Origin of the sequence: Ferrimonas balearica (assembly GCF_019802055.1) — a bacterium.
Taxonomy (GTDB): domain Bacteria; phylum Pseudomonadota; class Gammaproteobacteria; order Enterobacterales; family Shewanellaceae; genus Ferrimonas; species Ferrimonas balearica_A.
Genome location: NZ_JAHVHW010000007.1, coordinates 1,203,437 through 1,224,504, shown reverse-complemented (window position 1 = coordinate 1,224,504; position 21,068 = coordinate 1,203,437). Strand labels below are relative to the sequence as shown.

Genomic DNA, 21,068 nt, shown 5'->3' with positions numbered 1-21,068 from the left:
GCCATTTGATCTGCCGCTGCCTGGCGGCACTTGCGTCGCGAAGTGTATCACCCTTTCTGGGCGAGTGTGAGGCGTTTCGCATTTTGAAATGCTGGGTTTTTGGCCACTTCCGGTACCAATTGACCAGACAGTCAACAAGCGCCTTAAAAAGTGCAAATTCACGCAGGAACCGGAGGCCTTTATGCAGGAAAAGTTCTTGGTAGGACCAGTGGATTGTGCTGTACGGATTTTCCGATAAGCCATAAAAAACGCCACCTTAGACGGTGGCGTTTGGAGAACGGGATTCAGGCGGCCTTCTGTGTTTCCTGTGGCCCTTCCACTTCGGAGGCCGGATGCCCTTTACCCCACAGCAAACGGACCAGTGCCGGGAGTACCACCACCGCCGCCACCATGTTCACCAGGAACATGAAGGTGAGCAGGATCCCCATGTCCATCTGGAACTTAAGGCTGGAGAACACCCAGGTACTGACACCAACCGCCAGGGTAATGCCCGTGAACACCACCGCATTACCGCGTTCGCACAGAGCCCGCAGATAAGCTTCCTGTACGTTCATGCCAGCCCGGAGATACGGTGTCATGGTGGACAGAATGTAGATGCCGTAGTCAACACCGATACCCACACCGAGCGCAATCACCGGCAGCGTGCTCACCGTCAGTCCGATCTGCAGGAAAGTCATCAGCGCCTGAGCCAGGGTCGATACCAGGTACAGCGGCAAAATCACCGCCAGGGTGGCGCGCAGCGACTTGAAGCTCATCAGACACAGCAGGAATACCGCGCCATAGACGTAGAGCATCATGGGAGTTTGCGCTTCAGCGACCGCTTCATTGGTGGCCGCCATCACCCCGGCAGGCCCGGAAGCGAGCTTGAACTTCACCTCAGGGGTGTCGAAACGCTGCGCTTCTGACTTCACTGCCGCAACAACACGGTCCAGCGTCTCCGCTTTGTGATCTTCCAGGAACAGGTACACCGGCATCACAGAGCAGTTGCCGTTCAGCAACCCGGATGAGGTAGGCACACGGGAGGTCGCCTGCACCAGGGTCGCCGTAGTCCGTGGCAGCACACGCCACTTGGGGTTACCCTCGTTGTATCCGCCATTCACAATCTTGGCCACGGATGCCAGACTGGCGCTGGACTGCACACCGGGCACATTGGTTACCCGCCATTGGAAGCGGTCAATGCGCTCCATCACTTCGTGATAGGTACAGGCTTCCGGATAGGCTTCAACAATCACCGTCAACACATCGGTGGTGATGGAGAAGTTGTCGGTGATGTAAAAGGTATCCTGGTTGTATCGAGAGCTCTCTTTAAGCGCTGGCGCACCGGCATGGAGATCACCGATCTTCATGGTTTGGGCCTGCATATACCCCAACCCGAACAGCACAATGGCGCCAACCACAACGATCTTGGCGGTTTTGCCATCCGCAAAGTGAGAGACTTTGTGCCACAGCGGCGCAACCTTGCCGTGGCTGGCCTTCACTCGCTCCAGATAGCCGGGCGAAAACTTCACATAGGAGAGCAGTACCGGGAGCAGCACCAGGTTGGTCAGGATGATCAGCCCTACCCCGAGCGATGCGGTGATCGCCAGTTCCCGAATGATGCCGATGTCGATGGCAAGCAGCGTCATAAACCCTACGGTATCGGAAATCAGTGCAACACCACCCGGAACCAGCAGGGAGCGAAACGCGATCTGCGCCGCCACTTTGGTATTGGAACCCTCTGCAACCCGGTGACCGACGGCGTTGATCATCTGCACACCGTGACTCACACCAATCGCAAATACCAGGAAAGGCACAAGGATCGACATGGGGTCCAGGCCAAAGCCGAGTACGGTCAATCCCCCCATCTGCCAGACTACGGCAACCAAAGAGCATCCGAGAGGCAGCAGTGTCAGCATGATGCTGCGGGAGAAGGAGTAAACCATAACCGCTGTGATAACAATGGCGATAAGGAAGAACAGCAGCACGTCCTTAGCGCCATCAGCCACATCACCGGACATCTTGGCAAAGCCGATGATGTGCACCTGGATCTGGTCATCTTCGTACTGTTCCCGGATCTCCGCCTCCAGACGTTCGGCAAACGCCAACACGTCCATGGACCGGGTTACCGGTCCCCCTTCGACCCTCTCCTCTTCCGGAATGGGCACCCAATCCAGAAGTTGGGCGGTAACCATGGCGGCGCTGAAGTCGTCTGATACCAGACGCCCGATGATCCCCGCTTTCTCGACATTGGCCCGGACCTGGGCCAGTCCCTGATCATCAGCGGCAAAGTCCGCCGGGATCACCGGCCCACCGCGGAATCCATCCTCCACCACTTCGGTAAAGCGTGTAGAGGGTGAATACAGGGATTTCACCTGGGTCCGATCCACGCCGGGGATAAAGAACAGCTGGTCGTGAATCTGTCGCAGAACATCAAAAAACTTGGGGTTATAGATGTCACCGCTCTTATCCGAGACCGCCACCATAATGCTGTTGGCGCCGCCGAACTGCTCCCGATGCTTCATATAAGTCTGCATATAGGGGTGGTTCAGGGGAATGTTCTTGGTAAAGGCGGCGTCCATCTTCAGTTCCGTGGCGCTGTAGCCAAGGAACACGCTCAACAGGGCGAACAGGATCAGCACTGCCGGGCGATGGCGGAAAACCACCATCTCAACGAGATTTATCCATTTATCCAACACGGTACGACTCCTTATTCCGTAATGGGATAGAGGTTGGCGCCGTTACTGCCAACAACCAGCAGTGTGGAACCGTCCACGGCCGCGACCGCAACCAGGTCGTCCCCTTTGGCCAGGAGGCGGCTGGTGAAGCTTCTGCCATCATCTTCACTAACCAGCATCACGCCGCCGTTAGCGACCAACACGATTCGACCGTCGTCTAAGCGAATGCCACTGTTGATGGTAGAGCGCAGGTCTACATCAACAGGCTCCCAGTCGATACCGTTGTTGTCGCTTCGGAAGATGTTCCCCCTCAGACCAACAGCCAGCAGCCCGCTATTGGGCAGTTCGACCATATCCATAAAGGAACCAAAGTAGATCTCTTCCAGTTTCTGCCAATGGTGGCCGTTGTCACTGGAGCGCGCCATAAAGCCCATCTCTCCAAGGAGAAACAGGTCACCATTTGCTAAACGCTTGATGCGGTTAAAGTGCGGCAGAATCGCACTGCGTTCATCCAGGTAGAGTGCTTCATCATCCGCTTTCAGTTCCTCGAGGTAGAGTCGATCCTCCTCGAACAGCAACTCGTCGTGAAACTCCTCACTCCAACTGCGTCCGCCATCCACGGAGCGGTAAAACAACCCATAGGCACCAACCGCAACGATCTCATCATTGCCCAGTGCCAGGATGTCCAGCAGCGGCTTATCCTTCTGCGGCAGATTCTGGCTGATCTTCCAGCTTGCGCCGCCATCTTGTGTCGCCAATACCGTCACATCGTGACCCACCGCCCAGCCTTGCCTATCGTCCGCAAACGTCACGGAAGTCAGCATGGTGGTTAGCGGTGCCGGAGACTGGATCCAACTCTGGCCATCTCCTCGAAGTACGGTGCCTCGATCGCCAACCAGGACCCACTTATCGCCTGCGGACTGAATATCCAGTAGCAGTGATTGCGACGCTTTGGGCGCAATAAACGCCTCATGCAGGTTTCCTGCGTCGTTGGCCAGCGCAGTGGCGCTCAACAGCGCGGTAGAAAACAGGATTCGATACAACATAGGAACTCTCGAATAAGGCGCCCCGATTGGGGCGCCTTTATCAGATGGGATTAACGACGGCCCTGACGGCGCAGCGCTTGAGGCGTAAAGTCGGAAACGGAGATATCGGCGTCGAAATTGGCCACCTTACCTTCGTTATCCAGACCCATGGCCATGTAGCGGCGGGAGTTCAGGTCGTAGAACACTTCGAGCGTGGTCCATACCAGCGGCTGCTCGTAGTAGTTGACGGTGTGCGCCATACCGACCCGGTACATCTGGTCACGGTTGTCGTACAGATCAACCAGGGCAATCTGCCAGCTGTCCTCGTCGATGTAGAAGCGACGGGTCTTGTACAGGTGGCGAACGCCATCCTTCAACGTGGCTTCAACCACCCAAACCCGGTGCTTTTCCCAGCGAACCAGGTCCATGTTGATATGGCCTGCTTGCAGGATCTGATCGTATTTCAGGTCACCACTGTGCAGCTTGTAGTCGTTGTAGGGGATGTACATCTCCTGCTTACCGACCAGCTCCCAGTTGTAACGCTCCGGAGAACCGTTATAGAGGTCGAAATCGTCAGTGGTACGCATGCCGTCAGACGCGGTTCCAGGAGTATCGAACGCGACATTCGGAGCGCGACGCACACGGCGCTGACCGGTGTTGTAGGTCCAGGCCTGACGAGGCTGCTTGCTCTGATCCATGGTTTCATGAACCAGAAGTGCGGTGCCCGCCAATCGAGCCGGAGCAGTCACAACCTGCTTGAAGTAGAAAAGCAGATTGTCCTTGGCCAGTGCCGCCGCGTCTGCGCCGGGGATGGTGTACAGGAATTTAATCTGCTCGTTGGTCTCTACCAGCGTGTAGGAACCGCCTGCGGTCGGTGCAGCCTGGTTACGCTGAATCTCAGCGGTCTCGCCGCGATAACGCAGAATGTGGTTCCAGATCACCTCCAGGCCGTTGGCCGGGATTGGGAACGGAATGCCCGTGGCAGCGCCGCGGATACCGTTACCGCCATCAACCAACTCCGCAGAGGTGGCGTTCTTGATGGTGGCGTCATAGATAAACTGCGGGTAGGAGCCGCTGCGGTGTGTCGGATACACATCCATCTTGAAGGTGTCCGGATACATCTCGAACATCTTTTGGACACCGGCACTCAGGAGCGGCGCGTATTCCGCCATGTTGTCCTTGGTGATGGTGACGATCTTGGCGTCCCCTCCATAGGGGTCAACGTGGAAGGTACCCTTCTGATATCCCGCAGGCGGTTGAGTAATACCACCGGTCCAGGCGGGAATGGAGCCATCGGCGTTGCCAGCCATCTCTGCGCCCATCGGCGTCAGGTCTTTACCCAGCTTTGCCGCTTCCTCCGGGCTTACCTTGGCCATCGCCATCCCGGAGCCGAACATCAGCGCCATTGCAGACGCCATTACTGTGATCTTTTTCATTTGGATCCCGCCTCTCTTAGATGGAGAACTTCACGTTAAAGGACACGAAGTCCTTGTCTTCCAAAGAATTGGTGCTGCCCTTGCCGCCCCAGAACGCGTTGTAGCTCAAATCGAAAGACCAGCGGTTCTGGTAATCCCCGGACAGCGTGGCTGCTGCGGATTTACGGTTTTCGATAAAGAGGAACAGCGGGTCCGGAGTGGTACCGGAAACGTCGTGGGAGAACACCACTCGAGGTGAGAGGTTCCAGCCAAACAGCGCGTTGGTGTAGTCCGCTTTGGCGACGATGCGATAGCCCCAGGCGTTATCGGTGGGGAACGCATCCTCTTCGGGGCCGTTGTGCAGCAGACCCAGCACCCCGGCGCTGTCTTCACGCCCTTCGAGGCCCGCACGTTCAGTGCCCGGACCATTCATGCGCAGTACTGACGTATCCGGCATGTCGTGCAGCCAGACGCCACCCACTTCTCCTAACATCAGGAAGTTAGAGGCACCAAGAGTGGGGCCAAAGATGTGGGTAAAGGTCATCTGCGCCTGGGTGGAGTCGGTCAGCACATAGCCGGATCCAAACTCACCGGGCATCAGACGCTCGCCGTTGGGCTTCACGTACTGAGACAGGTTCTCAAACACGCCATAGGCGTCATTGTCGGCGTTATAAAGCTGCTCCGGCATGGCGGCAAACAGCAGTTCAACGTCGTCAATCTGCAGCGGCTCATCCTGACGATAGGCGATCTCACCAGCTACTGAGGTATCACCCAGAGTGGTGTTGAAGGAGAAACCGTACAGCTTAATGTCTTCCGGATACTCGATAACCGCTTTGGAAAACGCGTTAAGACCCAGAAGGTCATCACGGGATACCTCACCGCCAGCGCCGGCAATGGCGCTCAGAGTCGCGAGATCCTGAACCAGGGCTGCGCCACTGAAGTCAGCGGCCTGACCAGAAATCAGGGGGCGCTTGCTGTGGTAATTGATGAAGTAGAGTCCGAACTCGGTGTCGTTGAGGTCGGGGGCAAAGTAGCCCAGTTTCACACCAAACTGGCCCTGATCATCTGGCTTCTGCTCGTAGCCCACCAGGGTGGTCTTGGTTCCATAGGGAACGGCCAGAGGCGCCAACGGAACCAGTGCCGCCTGGATCTCTTCCGGCGTAGTGGCACCAGAGCCTGCGATGGCACCGGCAGCGGCCTGCCCCAGACGCTGATACTCTTCCAGCAGGTAGTTCAGCGTAATGTCGGGGTTAGAGGTAAAGCCCAACTGGGCGTTATTTACATAGCCACCCGCGCCCGCGAAGTCGTTACTGGAGAAGTAGGTACCGGTTACCGGCAGACGAGTCTCTTCCCAGCGATACTGGTAGTAGGCTTCAATGTTGAAGTTCTCGGTCAGGCCCAAGCTGGCCCAAACGGTACCGACTGGGATAAACGCTTCCTTCAACTCGGAACCCGGTGCCTGCAGACGGGCAAGGTCAACCGGGTTGATGGAGTTGATGCCATGGGCAATCAGGGTGCTTTCACCCCAGCTGACAACCTGCTCACCGATACGGATGGAGAAAGGCATCGTCCCAAGATCGAAGTCCGCAAAGAAGTAGGCATCCAGCAAACGGATATCGGAGCAAGCGTACTCTGCCGCTTTGTCGTCCGCGCAAACGTCAAACTCCTCACCACTCATCGGGTTCTGGTAGTCAAAGTCGCCGTTTTCCAGTTTGTTGTCGTAGAAGTAGAACCCGCGTACGAAAACCCCCATGTTTTCGTAAACCAGTTCCAGTTCGTGCAGGCCTTTGAAGATCTCGGTGAAGGTGTCGCCCTTGCTGTAGAGCATATTGGCCAGATCACCGTTCGAGGAGTAAGACCCCGGTAATCCGAAGATCTGGCTGGCTTCCAGCCCGGTATCGTTGAAAGTGCCGTTGACAAAGTCAAAGCCGTAACCCGTGTCCCATTTGAACCGGTTACTCTTGCCGATCTTATCCAGATCGCGCTCCTCGACACGCCACGCTGCCCCAAGGGTCCAGGTTGAGTCAAAGCTCCCTTGGATATCTCCCCATTCGAATGTCACCGCCTGAGTCGGCGCAGCCAGTACCATTCCGATACTGGCTGCCAGCACTGAGCGGCGAAAGCGGGATACGCTTGCAGTCATTGTCGCTGTTCTCCCTTCCCTGATGTTATCGTTTTATGAGATTTCGGATCTATTTTCAGGCCGAAATTAACCCCATTGTTACAATAAGGGAAAGGTGCTAGCAACCACTTTGTGACATAGAAAGCACTTCAAATTTAACGGTTTACCTGCATTCAAACGACCATTTAAATCAATCCATTTAAATGCTGGCCTTGTCAACGTCCCCTGCCCCGTCCCCGATACCTTAGTCGCATGATTTAAAAGATATTTTTAGAAACGAACATAAAAAAAGGCCAGCTGTTAGCTGACCCCTTTGCGTTTGAAGCATTTGCTCTAAATGCGCACTAGTTCGACGAATTGTCCTTGCTCACTCAGGCGCAGTTCAAAACTGCCAACCACTCCTTCAGGGCGCAGATGCGGCCTCAGGTATCGGGGGTGCAAATGTAACACTTTGCCTGCCCTGTCCCGTATCACTACCAGGTTGGCCTGCCCCCGGTAATAGCGCATCATCTGCTCCGCAGAGAGCCTTACATCGAACTGATAACAGCGCATCCTTCAGGCCGCCTGCTCCAGACTCTTGCTCACTTTCTCGAACAGGTCCCGGCTCAACCCTTCCAGTGATGCCAACCGTTTCAATTGCGCCAGCATCAAGGCCTGACGCTCCTCGTCCTGCTGCTTCCACTGCATCAGAGGGGTCATGATCCGTGCGGCGCACTGGGGGTTTATGCCATTCAGTTTGATCAAAATGTCAGTGAGGAACTGGTATCCGCTGCCATCGATGGCGTGGAACGCGTTGGGGTTACCGTCAGCAAACGCCCCTATCAGTGCCCTCACCCGGTTCGGGTTGCTGATATCAAATGCGACGTGCGTCATCGCGGCTTTGACGGCATCAAGAGCGTGAGCGCCGGGTTGCATCGCAACCTGGGCAAACCACTTATCCATCACCAGTGGTTCTTCACGCCATCGGGTTTCAAACGCTGTCATCATCGCCTTGGCTACTGGCAATGCGCCCTGGTTGGCTGCATTCAGAGCCGCGAGGGAATCAGTCATATTGTCTGCGCTCTGGAACTGGCTTTCGATCAGGCTCTGGCTGCTGGCCTTACCCCCCATAGCCAGCAGATGCAGACAGGCGTTTTTCAGTGCCCGTCGCCCTACCGCTTCACCATTGTTGGCGTAGCTGGCATCAAAGTGAGCCCGATAAACGGCGGTCAATTCATCCTCCAAAGCGAGGCCCAACTGAGACTGGACACTGCGGCGGGCATGGTGAATCGCTTCAACATCGGCACCAGCCCGAGCCTGGGCCAGAGTCGACTCAGAGGGCAGCATCAGCAGTTCCGCCACCAGGGCCGGGTCCTGCCCCTCGCCCAACAATACAGCGCGGATCGCTTCAAGAGTGGTGTCGGTTACCCGCTCCTGTTCGCCGTCCGCAATGGCGAACACTTCGCCCTGATAGAGCGTTTGAGCGGCATCCCAACGAGCAAAGTCATTGCTCGCATGAGCCAGAATGCGGGCCAGTTGCTGAGGCTGGTATTGAAAGCTCAACCGAACCGGCGCGGAGAACTCCTGAAGCAGTGACGGCACCACATCCGCAGGCACCTGCTCAAAGGTCCAGCTTTGGGAATCGGATTTCAGTTCCAGCAAGCCATTGTGAGACTGACCATCGCAGATCAACGGAACAGAACGCCCCTCGCTGTCGATCAGTTCAAACGCCACCGGAATGTGAAGGGCAACCTTCTCAGACTGGTCAGCGGTCGGCGGTGTGTGCTGAGACAACGTCAGGGTATAGCTGTGACGTTCGGCGTCATACTGCTGTTCAACCGAGAGCACCGGCGTCCCGCTCTGGCTGTACCAAAGACGGAACTGGGTCAGATCCACGCCACTGGCATCTTCCATCGCCTGCACAAAGTCGTCGCAGGTCACCGCCTGGCCGTCATGACGCTCAAAGTAGAGATCCATCCCTTTACGGAAGCCGGCTTCACCCAACAGGGTGTGCATCATCCGGATCACTTCGGCGCCTTTGTCGTACACGGTAACCGTGTAGAAGTTGTTCATCTCGATCACCTTCTCGGGGCGGATCGGATGCGCCATCGGACCGGCGTCTTCAGCGAACTGCTGGTTGCGAACCACTTTCACCGCCTGAATGCGGTTGACGGCACGGGAGCCCATTTCCGAGGAGAACTCCTGGTCACGGAACACCGTCAGGCCCTCTTTCAGGCTCAACTGGAACCAGTCGCGGCAGGTTACCCGGTTACCGGTCCAGTTGTGGAAATACTCGTGGCCGATGATCGATTCAATGCGGTGATACTCAGCGTCCGTGGCGCTCTGCGGGTCCGCCAATACGGCCTTGGAGTTGAAGATGTTCAGCCCCTTGTTTTCCATCGCGCCCATATTGAAGAAGTCGACGGCGACGATCATGTAGATGTCGAGGTCATACTCCAGGCCGAAACGCTTTTCGTCCCAGGCCATCGAGTGCTTCAGTGATGCCATGGCGTGGTGGCCGCGGTAGAGGTTACCGCGGTCGACAAACAGCTCAAGGGCGACTTCGCGGCCGGACGCCGTAACAAAGGTGTCCTCAAGAAGATCGAAGTCACCCGCTACCAGCGCAAACAGGTAGCTGGGCTTCGGGAAGGGATCTTCCCAAACGGCAAAGTGACGACCGTCATCCAGGTCACCTGCTTCAATCTTGTTGCCGTTAGAGAGCAGGAAGGGGTACTGAGCCTTGTCCGCTTCAATGCGGGTACGATAGCGGGCCAGTACATCGGGTCGGTCGAGGAAATAGGTAATGCGGCGAAAACCTTCCGCTTCACACTGGGTACAGAATGCTCCACCGGACTGATAGAGCCCTTCCAGCGTGGTGTTGTTGGCGGGATCGATCTCAGTTTCGATCACCAGCGTGGCTTCATCCTGGTCCAGTTCAATCACCAACTGGCCATTCTGCTCACGATAACGGTCAGCGCTCAACGCCTCTCCATTCACCTTGACCGACTTCAACTGCAGTGACTCACCGTCCAACACCAGCTCTCGAGCATCGGGGCGCTGCCGGACCACATGGCTGGTGGCGATGACCTGCGTGTGGTTGGGATCCAGTACAAACGCCAGGTCCAGTTCGGTAATGGTGAAATCTGGTGCCTGGTAGTCCTTGCGATATTTGGCTTGCATAGCCGTCATTGAGCACTCTCCTTACTGCTGTCTAGGCGAGAGGTACGGGGCAGAGCCATCTTAATCCCTACCCCCAGGTGAGCCAGGAGTATACCAATCACAGGGCTGAACCAGTTAAAAAAGGCGTACAAAGCGTAATCAATCGGATTCACCATCAGCACGCCCTGCATATAGGCACCGCAACTGTTCCATGGCACCAGTGGCGAAGTGATGGTCCCGCCATCCTCCAGCGCCCGGGACAGATTCAGAGGCGACAAACCACGCTCCTCGTACTCCGCCTTGAACATTCTCCCCGGTACAACAATGGCGATGTACTGATCCGCGGTCAGCAGGTTGACCCCAAAGCAGCTTGTGATGGTGGTTGCGATCAGCGATCCACTGGTCTTCACACCGGACAGAATGGCCTGCACCAATCGCCGCAATAACCCGCAGGTTTCCATTACCGCGCCAAAGCTCATGGCCGCCAGGATCAACCAAACGGTATTGAGCATTGACCCCATCCCTCCACCGGACAGCAGCGCATCCAGATCGTCCGTGCCGGTTTGTACCGTTATCCCTTCAAACAATGCCTGCCAAACCACGGTCAGGGCCATCAGGCCATAGCTGCCACTTCCGTCACTCATGGATCGGATTGCATCCGGCTGAAACAGCGCCGCCCACAGACCTCCGGTTAAAGCACCAATCGCTATCGCAGGAAAGGCTGGCATCTTCATCATCGCCAGCACCAGCACCAATACCAGAGGCAACAGCAGGTACCAACCCAACTGAAACTGCACCTTCAGCCCGGTCGCCATCGCTTCAAGTCGGGAAGGGTCGAAGTCACTGCCCTGACCCCAGCCCATCGCAACAAACACCAGCAACGCCAAGACAAACGCGGGAATCGAGGTACGAGCCATATTGCGGATGTGGCTGAACAGTTCGGACCCCGCCACGGCAGGCGCCAGGTTAGTGGTTTCAGACAGGGGCGACATCTTGTCCCCGAAGTAGGCACCGGAGATCACCGCGCCGGCGGTGATCGCTTTGTCCATCCCGAGCCCCTGGCTGACCCCCATCAGGGCGACACCAACGGTCGCTGCCACCGTCCAGGAACTGCCAATCGAGAGCGCCACAACCGCACAGATCACACAGGTCGCTGCGTAGAAAATGGCGGGATTCAGCAGGTGTAAACCGTAATAGATAAGGGTTGGCACAGTGCCGGCCAGCAGGAAGGTGCCGATCAGGCTTCCCACCGCCAACAGGATCAGGATGGCGCCGATTGAGATGCTGATCCCTTTCTGCAAGCCGTATTCTAGCTGCTCCCACTTGTAGCCATTTTTCCAACCAACGATCATGGCGATGCCAGCGACCAGGAACAGCACGATCTGGTTCGGGCCATAGGAGGCGTTGTCCCCATACAGGGTAACGGATGCGGCCAGACCGATGATCAACACCAATACAGGTGTCAGTGCATCCAGCAGCGAAGGTGATTTGGGCTCCATAGATTCCTTCCTTAAATGCCGACGCCGTCCTAGGACGGCGTCGTTCAGTGGATGGCACCACGTCCTTTACAGGCCGAGTACCCCGATCAGTTGCAGGAACACCAGGGTGATCGCCACCGGTGCGACGTAGCGAACCGATATCCGCCAGATGTTGTAGATGGGCTTAACACTGCCGATTTCACGACAGGTGATCTCTTTGCGTACCCGGTACCCGGTGAACAGCGCAATCATCAAACCACCCAGAGGCAGCATGATGTTGGCGGTAACGTAATCGAGCAGATCAAAGAAGCTGATCTTGATGTCGCCCCAAAGCGACACAATCGCCCATGGTGCCCCGGTTACGGAGAATACGGTCAGCAGGCTGAGTGCCCAGATGCCGAAGCCCGCGGTAAACGCTGCTCCCATGCGGCTCATGCCCCGCTTCTCCACCAACCAGGCAACCGACGATTCGATCAGGGCGATGGCCGAGGTAAACGCCGCCACTACCAACATCAGAAAGAATAGTCCGCCAAACAGTTGACCCAGAGGCATGGAGCCAAACGCGATGGGAAGGGTTTGGAATATCAGGCCTGGGCCGGCGCCGGGCTCCAGCCCATTGGCGAAGACAATCGGATAGATGGCAAGCCCGGCGAGCATCGCCACCAGGGTGTCCATCAGGGCGATCCAGATGGAGGTTTTAACCACGGAGGTTTGTTCCGGCAGATAGGCGCCATACATGGTCATGATGCCGGAAGCCAGGGACAGGGTGAAAAAGCTGTGGCCCAGTGCGATAAGCACGCCATTCCAGCTCAGGGCACTGAAGTCAGCGTTAAACATAAAGTGAAATGCAGCCGCAAAGTCGCCACGGCGGGCCGCGTAGAGCACCATCACCACCAGCAGCACAAGCAGTGCAGGCATCATCCAGTTCACTGCACGCTCGAGCCCTTCTCTGACGCCCTTTCCGACCACCAATACGGTGCCAAGGATGATTGCCAGGCTCCAGCCCATCAAGGGTCCCGGCGTGGCGTTCAGGTCTGCAAAGATTTCACCGATTTGAGCCGCACTCTGTTCTTCAAACAGGCCATTAAAGCCGTACCACGTGTAGGCCAATGCCCACCCTGCGATCACTACGTAGAAGGAGAGAATCAGGTAACCGGCCAGCACGCCGGACCAACCAACGACTTTCCACCCTCGGCCACCACCGGAGGCGTCCGACATCAACGCCACTGAGCGAGCGGGTGTTTGCCGCCCGAACTTCCCGATGATCACTTCTGACATCATGATCGGAATGCCGATAAAAAGGATGCACAGGAGGTAGACCAGTACAAAAGCGCCGCCGCCGTTCTCCCCCATGATGTAAGGGAACTTCCAGATGTTCCCCAGTCCCACTGCGGCACCGGTTGCCGCCAGAATGTAGGTCAGGCGACTGGACCACCGTCCGTGGGTGACTGCTTGTTGCGTCATAAAACGTCCTTTTTGTTATCTTTTTGTGATCGCAATCACTTCTTGTACCACGACCCAGCAAATGAGAACAAGGCGATCGGCCCCCCGGAAACGGTTTGGAGTCCTGTGCTAACTCCCTAACGCCATGGAACAAATCCGTCATTTTGGCTATGTTACACAGCCGCTTAAGACGCCCCATTCGCCGGTATGATCCCAAGGGAACTCAGGAAGCCCGCCCCGGCTCTACGACTCAACAGACACAAAAAAACCGCCCTTTCGGGCGGTTTTAAGCATTTTTCTGAGGAGCGAACGATCAACCGTTTTTGCTTTTCGCTATCCGCGTCCAGTCGATCATATCAAGCGTAATCGCTCCAGCCTCATCCAGCAGGAAGTCCGGAGCTTCGGTATCCTCTGCCGCAGCCAGGTCTTCGATGGGCGCTTCGCCAATCGCTTCGCGTCGGGCGTTGACTCGATCAAGCTCTCGTTGATCATCCGCAGCGGATTCTGCCTCTCGCTCAGCTTTGACCAGGGAGATCCACCCCTTGTCCTTATCCTTGCGGTAACGGGCAATGTCCTCCTGCAGCATCTGGAACTCAAGCTCACCTTTCATCCGGCCCTGGTGGCGCTGTTGCAACTGAGTCAGCATATCCTGCGGGAGATCTGCGATCTGGCCGTAACGCGCGCTCGGGATGGAATCCCAGGGCAGCGGGTTCTTTTCCTGTGACTCACCATACTCACCATGCTCCACAAAGCTTGGGAACAGCAGGTCCGGAGTTACCCCTTCCAACTGAGTGCTGCCGCCATTGATGCGGTAGAACTTAGCGATGGTGTAGGTGACGTTGCCCATCGGCTTGTCATACAGGTCATAGATGCGGCTCAGACCCCGGTGCTGCTGCACCGTGCCTTTACCAAAGGTTTGCTCGCCGACTATCAAGGCACGACCGTAATCCTGCATCGCCGCAGCGAAGATCTCAGACGCCGACGCGCTGTAGCGGTCAACCAGAACCGTCAGAGGGCCGTCGTAGGTGATCTGACCGTCATTATCGCCGTTGACGCTGATGCGACCGCGCTGATCGCGGATCTGAACCACAGGCCCCTGGCGGATAAAGAGTCCGGTCAACAGGCTGGCTTCGCTCAGCGCACCACCACCATTGCCGCGCAGGTCAATGACGATGCCTTCGACATTCTCAGCATCAAGCTTCACCAGCTGTGCCGCAACGTCCTGGCTGATGTTCATGTAAAAGCTTGGGATCTCAATGACGCCGATACGACGCGCGTCACCGTTACCCTGCTCAACCTCAAGCACCTCGGATTTCACCGCGCGGTCCTCGAGACGCACCTTGTCACGGACAATCACAATCTCTTTGGCACGTGCGTTGCTGCCGCCTTTGGCTGGCAATACCTGCAACGTGACCTTGGAGTCCTTCGGACCCTTGATCAGATCAACCACGTCGTCCAGGCGCCACCCGATAACATCAACGACCGGTTTGCCCTCCTGACCGACCCCGATGATCTTGTCGTTCGGAGAAAGCTCGCCCTGACGGTCCGCCGGTCCACCGGTAACCAGTGAGCGAACCACGGTGTAGTCGTCGGTCATCTGCAGCACCGCACCGATCCCTTCAAGCGAGAGATTCATCTCGGTCTGGAAGCGATCTGCGTTGCGGGGAGACAGATAGCTGGTGTGCGGCTCAATGGTGTACGCATACGCGTTCATCACTGACTGGAAGACGTCTTCGCTGTTGGTCTGGCTCAGGCGCTTAATCGCGTTGTTATAACGCTTCGTCAGAATGTCCTGGATCTCAGGCCACTCTTTGCCGGTCAGCGCCAGATTCAGCGCGTCGTACTTGACGCGCTGACGCCAGATCTCGTCGAGCTCTGCCGTGGTCTTAGCCCAGGGAGCCTCTTCCCGATCGAAGTAGTATTTGTCATTGGCTACGTCGAACGTGATGGGCGCATCGAGCAGGCTCAGCGCATACGACAATCGCTCGTAGCGGCGCTTCATCGCCAGTTGGTTCATCTCGTAAGCCAGCTCAAGGTCGCCCTTAGCCACTTCTGAGGCGAACTTATCCCGCTCCCCTTCAAAACGGGCGACATCACCGGCAAGGAACAGGGAGCGGTTGAAATCCAACTGTTGGAGATAGCGGTCGAAGACGTCGCTGGAGAACGCCTTGTCCATATCGAACTTACGATAATGGGAACGGGTGAACAGGTCCGCCACCCGCTTACTGGCGACACGATGTTGAGCTTCCTGAGCCAGTACCGGCAAATCGGAAGCGCTAATGTCCGGGGCTACTGCCCAAGCCTGAGTGGAAAGGAGGACCCCCGCCACCAGCGCAGACAAGGTTTTTTTCATCATCGACTCGCAACTCCTTTTCGCTGCTGATGCGTTAGATGCGAATGTGTTCGGCTTTGACCTTAACGGTGAGACCAGTCTCCAGTCGAACCATCACGTCATCGCGGTTGATGTCCACGATAACACCTTTCGCCGGAGAGCGACCCAGTTGCACCATAACGGCTTGGTCCACTTTCAGCTTGTCAGATGAGACAGTCTGAAGAGGCGCCTGGTTCCGCTTAGTTTCCGGTTTACTCTTGAGCTTAGCGTTTTTAGCACGCTCAGCACGCGGTGCCGGCTTACGACCTTCAGGACGCTTGCCAGGCTTGTTGCCCTGCTTTTCAGCACGAGCGGCCTTGGCTTTGTCCTGGCTCTCTTTCAGCGCGGTCTGAGCATGTTCTACGTGCTCGGCTTCCAGTTCGCCCACTTCATTGCCATCCAGGTCCACGCGTTGAGCGCCGGCTTTCTGGCAACGCAGGTAGCGCCAGGAATTGGTATAGCGACGCAGAGCCTGACGCAGTTGAGTCTTGCTGACCCGCTCGTCACCCTCCAGTCGCTCAGCCAGATCCTGGAACAGGCCAATCTTCAGGGGCTTCGCGTCGCCCTCTACGGAGAAACACGCGGGAAACTTCTCAGCCAGGTAGGCGATGACGGCTTTAACGTCAGTCAGCTTCTCTGCAGTGGATTCCTGGGTGTTCTGTTGTTCAGTGGTCATCAAACTCTTCCTGGCCCGCATCCGGGTCAAAATGGGAAAACAGCGTTTCGACAAAAGCGTCGATCAAATCTTCGTCCAGTTCCAATAACTGGGGATTAAATTGCCAATGTGGCCACACAGCAGACAGCATCTCTTCGAGCAACGCGGGCTCGATATCACTGTCAGCTGCGTCATAAACCGCATGATAGAGCCGGTTGAGGTTCTCCGCCGCCAGGGCTTCCTCCCCCTCCCACTCCCCCACTTCGTGGGGCTCTACCAGGTAGGTATAAATTGAAACAAACTCTTTCATTATTTTGCTGCCGCAAAACACGCACTAATCAGTTCAGCAATCGGCTCCAGGCCGGCCTGGTCTGCTTCACTAAAGCGACCAAATTCCGGGCTGTCGATATCCAATACCGCCACCACTTCGCCCTCTACCAGGATCGGAAGCACAATTTCCGAATTGCTGGCGGCGTCGCAGGCGATATGGCCATCAAAGCGATGCACATCTTCGATCCGTTGTACGGACCGGGTTTCCGCCGCGGTGCCACACACACCCTTACCCCAGGGAATGCGTACGCAAGCCACATTCCCCTGGAATGGACCCAGAACCAGGGTGCGCCCTTCTGTCAGATAAAATCCGGCCCAGTTCACGCGGCCAAGGCCGTGATAGATCAGAGCAGACAGGTTAGACAGATTGGCAATCAGACTGGGCTCACCTTCGGTCAACGCTTTGGCCTGGGCAAGCAGGGAGGAATAATCCACGGGTGTATGTACAGACATGGCCGCAATGCAGAGTTCTCAACAGCCTGCCATTAATCCAGTTTACGCCCTGTCAGTCAAGGACTAGCGCCCGGAGTTGCCGCTGATCGGACAGTTACGGGGCAATTAGTCTGAAATGGTTCATCAATTTGAGTACACTCGTCCACATTAACCGGTTCATTACGCAGGACGCCCTTATTGTCCAGTCGCCCACTACTGTGTCCCACCTGTGACACCTATGTGCGCCGCCGCGCCTTGCCCCGAGGAATGCGCGCCTTTTGCCCACGCTGTCGAAGCCGCATCTATGATGCGCCCTATTGCGATATGGGCGGGTTGCTGGCGCTGGTGATTACGGCACTGCTGCTCTATTTCCCGGCCAACCTGATGCCGATTCTGGAGATCGATCTGGTTGGCAACCTACGCCAGACCACGGTACTTCATGGCGCTATGGTTGTGATGGAACAGGGGTTTGTGCTGGTGGGGCTTGCCGTTCTGGTCGCCGGGGTGATCGCCCCGCTTCTCTTGTTGCTCTCCATTCTTACCCAGTTGACGCTCCTGCGCATTGGCAAGGGACGCGACCTGTTGCGCTGGCTCTTGCTTCATCACCCTACTCTGGACCAGCTGAGCATGGTGGAGATCTATATGATCAGCCTGTTCGTCTCCATTTTTAAGCTGGTCGACATCGCAGATCTGACGTATGGATGGGGCACTCTGTGTTACATCTTGTTGTTCGTACTAACCTTTTATGTGCAATACGAATACAATCGTGAGCTGATGTGGCAGCACTATGACGAGATCTATGGCGACTGAGCGACCCAAACCGGAGAGAGGCCTGGACCGCAACCTGCGCCTGTGTGGCGGTTGTGGCATGGTCGTGCACAAAGCTGACCGGTGCCCTCGCTGCGATTCTCCGGTGTACGACCGTAAGCCGCACAGCCTTCAATATTCTCTGGCCCTGCTGTTGACCGCCATATTTTTGCTGTTCCCGGCCAACAGCCTACCCATCACCCAGTTGACCAACCAGGGACGAACCACCTACGACACCATCTTTTCAGGCATTGTGTCGCTGGTTCAAAACGACATGGTGGCGATCGCCGTCATCGTCTTTACCGCCTCCATATTGGTCCCCATGGCCAAGATCATCGGCCTAAGTCTGATATTACTGACCATCAAGTTCCGGCTAAAGTTGTCCCGCAGACAGCTTACTTTCAGCTTTCATGTGATTGAATTTATTGGGCGCTGGTCCATGCTCGACCTCTTTGTCATCTCCATTGTGGTGAGCCTGGTCAACATGGGGCAACTGCTGTACGCCAAACCCGCGCCCGCCGCCACTTTCTTTGCCCTGGTGATTCTGTTTACCCAGTTGGCTGCGAAATCCCTCGATCCCAGGCTGTTGTGGGATCTCGAATGTGAAGACCCAAATGACCGCCACCAAGACGCCGAAAGTCGCTAAGAAAAAGCTGCTCTCTCCTATCTGGATCCTGCCCATCACCGCCTTTTTGTTGGGCGCCTGGTTGCTCGCCTCCTACATTCGGGAGCGCGGCACCGACATCGAGATCCATTTCCCCTCTGCTAATGGCATTGAAGCCAACAAAACCCTGGTTCGTTACCAGGGACTGGTGGTTGGTCAGGTCAACAAAGTTGAGTTGCATGAAGAGGGTGGCGTTGAAGTGACGGTCAAGATGAGCCATCAGGTCGATGATCTGCTGCGACGGGACACTCAGTTCTGGCTGGTCACCCCCAAGGCCTCATTGACAGGCATTGAGGGACTGGACGCCCTATTCAGCGGCAACTACATCACCATGTCGCCGGGTAAAGGCCCCCGAAAGACCCAGTTTGAAGGCACCTTTGAAGCTCCCTTGCTCGCCACGCAAAATGGTGGCCTTACCATTAAGCTGATCGCCGAGCGACGGGGCTCGCTGGACGTTGGCAGTGGTGTCTATTTCCAACAGATCCAGGTCGGCCAGATCACCAAGTATGAGTTGCAGCCTGACAGCCGCAATGTCCGCCTGACTGCGGTGATTGAGTCCAAGTATCGTTCTCTGGTTAGGGACAACAGCCGCTTCTGGAACGCATCCGGGGCCCGTTTCAAAGCGGGTCTGGACGGCATTAATGTGGAGATGGACAGCCTTGCTACCCTGATCGGCGGCGGCGTGAATTTCTCCTCTCCGGAATCCGGTAGCGAAGCCAAATCCGGCACCACCTACGATCTCTACAACAACGCCGATGAAGCCCAGCCCAGTTTTATCGTGACCTTTACCGCGGACCATGCTGAGGGATTGCGTCTCGGCACGCCCATTCAGCATCGTGGCCTGAAACTGGGCGAGGTGGTTGATCTGCAGCTGCTGCCCGAAGGCGTCGTAATGCAGGCCCGAGTCGCTGGGGAATACCGCCACCTGTTTAATCAGGGCAGCCGCTTCTGGCGCGCCGGTGCCGAACTGGGGCTGGATGGCGTCAAACACCTCGACACCTTGATTTTTGGTGACTTTATTGCTCTGCTTCCGGGAGAGGGAGAGCCCAGTGAGCAGTTTCAACTGAATGAGCAACGGCCTTTAAGCCCGAACGAAGGCCGTCTGGTTCAATTGACTCAGCCCACAGCCGACGGCCTGTCCGTTGGCGCTCCCCTGCTCTATCGAGGCTTTCCCGTTGGTGAGATCCTTCAACTCGAGCTGAGCGACAAAGGGATCAATGCCGTCGCCTGGATCAGCCAACCCTATGACGGGCTGGTAAAGTCCAACTCCCGTTTCTGGCGTCACAGTGGCCTCGCAGTAGATGCTGACCTTTCCGGGATTCGCGTACAGAGCGCTCCGCTGATGAACCTGGTGCGAGGCGGCATCAGCTTCAGTACTGGTCAGGGCGACGTTGCCAGTGCAGACCAGACCTTCCTTGTCCATCAGGATCGGGAGCAGGCCCTTGAGGGCCCGCCGCTGTCGCTCACACTGAATACCGCCGCGCTCAATGGCCTGGGTATTGGTGCCCCCATCTACTATCGCGAACTGGAGGTGGGTAAGGTTACCGACATCCAGCTTTCCGGTGACCAGTTTGATGTGGCGCTGGCAATCAAATCCGCCTATCGCGCACTGATTACCGATCAGACCCGCTTCTGGCATCAGAGCAAGATTAAGGTCGAAGGCTCACTTGCCGGCGTCGAGATTCAGGCAGGGCCCCTGCCGCAACTCCTTCGCGGCGGTCTCGGCTTTGATCATCTGCCGTCCGCCATGGTCGCAGACCGCCAGATCTATACGGATCGACAGTCCGCCATGGAGCCCGGCGTTGAGCTGACGCTATACGCCAGCGCCAAAGCCAATGTGAACCCCGGCGCGTCCATCCGATATCTTGGCCACCAGGTTGGCGAAGTACTGCACGTTACCCTCAGCGACGATCTTAAACACCAGCTGCTCACCGCCCAGCTCGAGCCCCGCTGGCAATCTCACTTCCTTCGTCAGGATGCCCAGTACTACCTGGTCAGCGCCGACGTTTCCCTGGCTGGCGCCAAGCATCTGGATACCCTGCTGACCGGGAACTACATTGCCGCCCTGCCCGGAGAGAGCGCCACCCCGGAGCAGAGCTTTAACCTGCAGCAGGAGACCCCTCTGCTGCTGCCCTTCGACGACGGCCTGCGGTTGGTACTCAACCAGCCCCGACTCGGTTCCCTGAAGATTGGCAGCCCCATTCTGTATCGCCAGATGAAGGTGGGTGAAGTGGTGCATACCCGGCTTGCGGAGGACGGTGCATCCGTGGATATCGAGGTTCAGTTCGATCCCCGCTATCAGCACCTGGTGAACCAGAGCAGTCGGTTCTGGAATGCGTCTGGTCTGTATGTGGATGTGGGCTGGTTCAGCGGCGCGCAGATCGCCGCTGAATCCATTGAAACCCTGTTGGTCGGCGGCATCGCCTTCGCAACGGAAACCTCGAGCGCATCGCCGCTAAGCGATGGCGAACGCTTTGATTTGGCCCAGCGTGCCGAATCGGAGTGGTTGAACTGGCAACCCCGCTTCTGACCCC

General features: G+C 56.8%; 15 protein-coding genes. 3 read left to right on the top strand and 12 right to left on the bottom strand.

Annotated elements, in window-relative coordinates; all coding sequences use genetic code 11:
• Positions 1 to 284: 284 nt before the first annotated feature.
• The 12 genes from KUV52_RS13140 to KUV52_RS13085 form a co-directional block, all read right to left on the bottom strand.
• Positions 285 to 2,675, bottom strand: a complete 2,391-nt coding sequence (locus KUV52_RS13140) for an efflux RND transporter permease subunit (RefSeq protein WP_222526381.1) — start codon at positions 2,673 to 2,675, stop codon at positions 285 to 287.
• An 11-nt stretch (positions 2,676 to 2,686) separates the two neighbouring features.
• The gene (locus tag KUV52_RS13135) at positions 2,687 to 3,700 is read right to left on the bottom strand and encodes a WD40/YVTN/BNR-like repeat-containing protein (RefSeq protein WP_222526380.1); all 1,014 of its coding nucleotides are present in this window, start codon (positions 3,698 to 3,700) and stop codon (positions 2,687 to 2,689) included.
• A 50-nt stretch (positions 3,701 to 3,750) separates the two neighbouring features.
• Positions 3,751 to 5,115: a DUF1329 domain-containing protein gene (locus KUV52_RS13130; protein ID WP_222526379.1), complete on the bottom strand. Its 1,365-nt coding sequence runs from the start codon at positions 5,113 to 5,115 to the stop codon at positions 3,751 to 3,753.
• Between the two features lie 16 nt (positions 5,116 to 5,131).
• Positions 5,132 to 7,237 (bottom strand): DUF1302 domain-containing protein, encoded by a 2,106-nt coding sequence (locus KUV52_RS13125; RefSeq protein ID WP_222526378.1) that lies wholly within the window; start codon positions 7,235 to 7,237, stop codon positions 5,132 to 5,134.
• Between the two features lie 312 nt (positions 7,238 to 7,549).
• Positions 7,550 to 7,768 (bottom strand): DUF2835 family protein, encoded by a 219-nt coding sequence (locus KUV52_RS19080; RefSeq protein ID WP_222526377.1) that lies wholly within the window; start codon positions 7,766 to 7,768, stop codon positions 7,550 to 7,552.
• A 3-nt stretch (positions 7,769 to 7,771) separates the two neighbouring features.
• Positions 7,772 to 10,384 (bottom strand): aminopeptidase N, encoded by a 2,613-nt coding sequence (gene pepN / locus KUV52_RS13115; protein WP_222526376.1) that lies wholly within the window; start codon positions 10,382 to 10,384, stop codon positions 7,772 to 7,774.
• Entirely contained in the window at positions 10,381 to 11,853 is a 1,473-nt protein-coding gene (gene nhaC, locus KUV52_RS13110; protein ID WP_222526375.1) for a Na+/H+ antiporter NhaC, read from the bottom strand. The genes pepN and nhaC overlap by 4 nt, the downstream gene beginning before the upstream one ends.
• A 66-nt stretch (positions 11,854 to 11,919) precedes the next feature.
• Complete coding sequence (locus tag KUV52_RS13105) at positions 11,920 to 13,296, bottom strand: sodium-dependent transporter (protein ID WP_222526374.1); 1,377 nt, start codon at positions 13,294 to 13,296, stop codon at positions 11,920 to 11,922.
• Positions 13,297 to 13,588: 292 nt separating this feature from the next.
• Positions 13,589 to 15,631: a carboxy terminal-processing peptidase gene (gene prc / locus KUV52_RS13100; RefSeq protein ID WP_222526373.1), complete on the bottom strand. Its 2,043-nt coding sequence runs from the start codon at positions 15,629 to 15,631 to the stop codon at positions 13,589 to 13,591.
• 31 nt (positions 15,632 to 15,662) lie between these two features.
• Complete coding sequence (gene proQ, locus KUV52_RS13095; protein ID WP_222526372.1) at positions 15,663 to 16,322, bottom strand: RNA chaperone ProQ; 660 nt, start codon at positions 16,320 to 16,322, stop codon at positions 15,663 to 15,665.
• Positions 16,312 to 16,611, bottom strand: a complete 300-nt coding sequence (locus KUV52_RS13090) for a hypothetical protein (RefSeq protein ID WP_222526371.1) — start codon at positions 16,609 to 16,611, stop codon at positions 16,312 to 16,314. The genes proQ and KUV52_RS13090 overlap by 11 nt, the downstream gene beginning before the upstream one ends.
• Positions 16,611 to 17,084: a GAF domain-containing protein gene (locus tag KUV52_RS13085; RefSeq protein ID WP_222526370.1), complete on the bottom strand. Its 474-nt coding sequence runs from the start codon at positions 17,082 to 17,084 to the stop codon at positions 16,611 to 16,613. Before KUV52_RS13085 ends, KUV52_RS13090 begins: the two co-directional genes overlap by 1 nt.
• 246 nt (positions 17,085 to 17,330) lie before the next feature.
• Here KUV52_RS13085 and KUV52_RS13080 point away from each other — a divergent pair, with 246 nt between their 5' ends.
• Genes KUV52_RS13080 through KUV52_RS13070 form a run of 3 tightly spaced genes read left to right on the top strand, consistent with a single transcriptional unit; the run spans position 17,331 to position 21,064 of the window.
• Positions 17,331 to 17,873, top strand: a complete 543-nt coding sequence (locus KUV52_RS13080; RefSeq protein WP_222526369.1) for a paraquat-inducible protein A — start codon at positions 17,331 to 17,333, stop codon at positions 17,871 to 17,873.
• Positions 17,863 to 18,516 carry a paraquat-inducible protein A gene (locus tag KUV52_RS13075; protein WP_222526368.1) on the top strand — a complete coding sequence of 218 codons (654 nt, stop codon included), beginning with the start codon at positions 17,863 to 17,865 and terminating at the stop codon, positions 18,514 to 18,516. The genes KUV52_RS13080 and KUV52_RS13075 overlap by 11 nt, the downstream gene beginning before the upstream one ends.
• On the top strand, positions 18,473 to 21,064 hold the full coding sequence (locus tag KUV52_RS13070) for an MlaD family protein (RefSeq protein ID WP_222526367.1): 2,592 nt from the start codon (positions 18,473 to 18,475) through the stop codon (positions 21,062 to 21,064). The genes KUV52_RS13075 and KUV52_RS13070 overlap by 44 nt, the downstream gene beginning before the upstream one ends.
• The last annotated feature ends 4 nt before the right edge of the window (positions 21,065 to 21,068 follow it).

Coding starts and splice junctions, on each gene's coding strand:
- KUV52_RS13105 (WP_222526374.1), bottom strand. CDS start 13,296: ATGACGCAACAAGCAGTCACCCACGGACGGTGGTCCAGTCGCCTGACC.
- prc (WP_222526373.1), bottom strand. CDS start 15,631: ATGATGAAAAAAACCTTGTCTGCGCTGGTGGCGGGGGTCCTCCTTTCC.
- KUV52_RS13090 (WP_222526371.1), bottom strand. CDS start 16,611: ATGAAAGAGTTTGTTTCAATTTATACCTACCTGGTAGAGCCCCACGAA.
- KUV52_RS13130 (WP_222526379.1), bottom strand. CDS start 5,115: ATGAAAAAGATCACAGTAATGGCGTCTGCAATGGCGCTGATGTTCGGC.
- KUV52_RS19080 (WP_222526377.1), bottom strand. CDS start 7,768: ATGCGCTGTTATCAGTTCGATGTAAGGCTCTCTGCGGAGCAGATGATG.
- KUV52_RS13085 (WP_222526370.1), bottom strand. CDS start 17,084: ATGTCTGTACATACACCCGTGGATTATTCCTCCCTGCTTGCCCAGGCC.
- KUV52_RS13080 (WP_222526369.1), top strand. CDS start 17,331: ATGCGCGCCTTTTGCCCACGCTGTCGAAGCCGCATCTATGATGCGCCC.
- pepN (WP_222526376.1), bottom strand. CDS start 10,384: ATGACGGCTATGCAAGCCAAATATCGCAAGGACTACCAGGCACCAGAT.
- KUV52_RS13075 (WP_222526368.1), top strand. CDS start 17,863: ATGGCGACTGAGCGACCCAAACCGGAGAGAGGCCTGGACCGCAACCTG.
- nhaC (WP_222526375.1), bottom strand. CDS start 11,853: ATGGAGCCCAAATCACCTTCGCTGCTGGATGCACTGACACCTGTATTG.
- KUV52_RS13125 (WP_222526378.1), bottom strand. CDS start 7,237: ATGACTGCAAGCGTATCCCGCTTTCGCCGCTCAGTGCTGGCAGCCAGT.
- proQ (WP_222526372.1), bottom strand. CDS start 16,322: ATGACCACTGAACAACAGAACACCCAGGAATCCACTGCAGAGAAGCTG.
- KUV52_RS13135 (WP_222526380.1), bottom strand. CDS start 3,700: ATGTTGTATCGAATCCTGTTTTCTACCGCGCTGTTGAGCGCCACTGCG.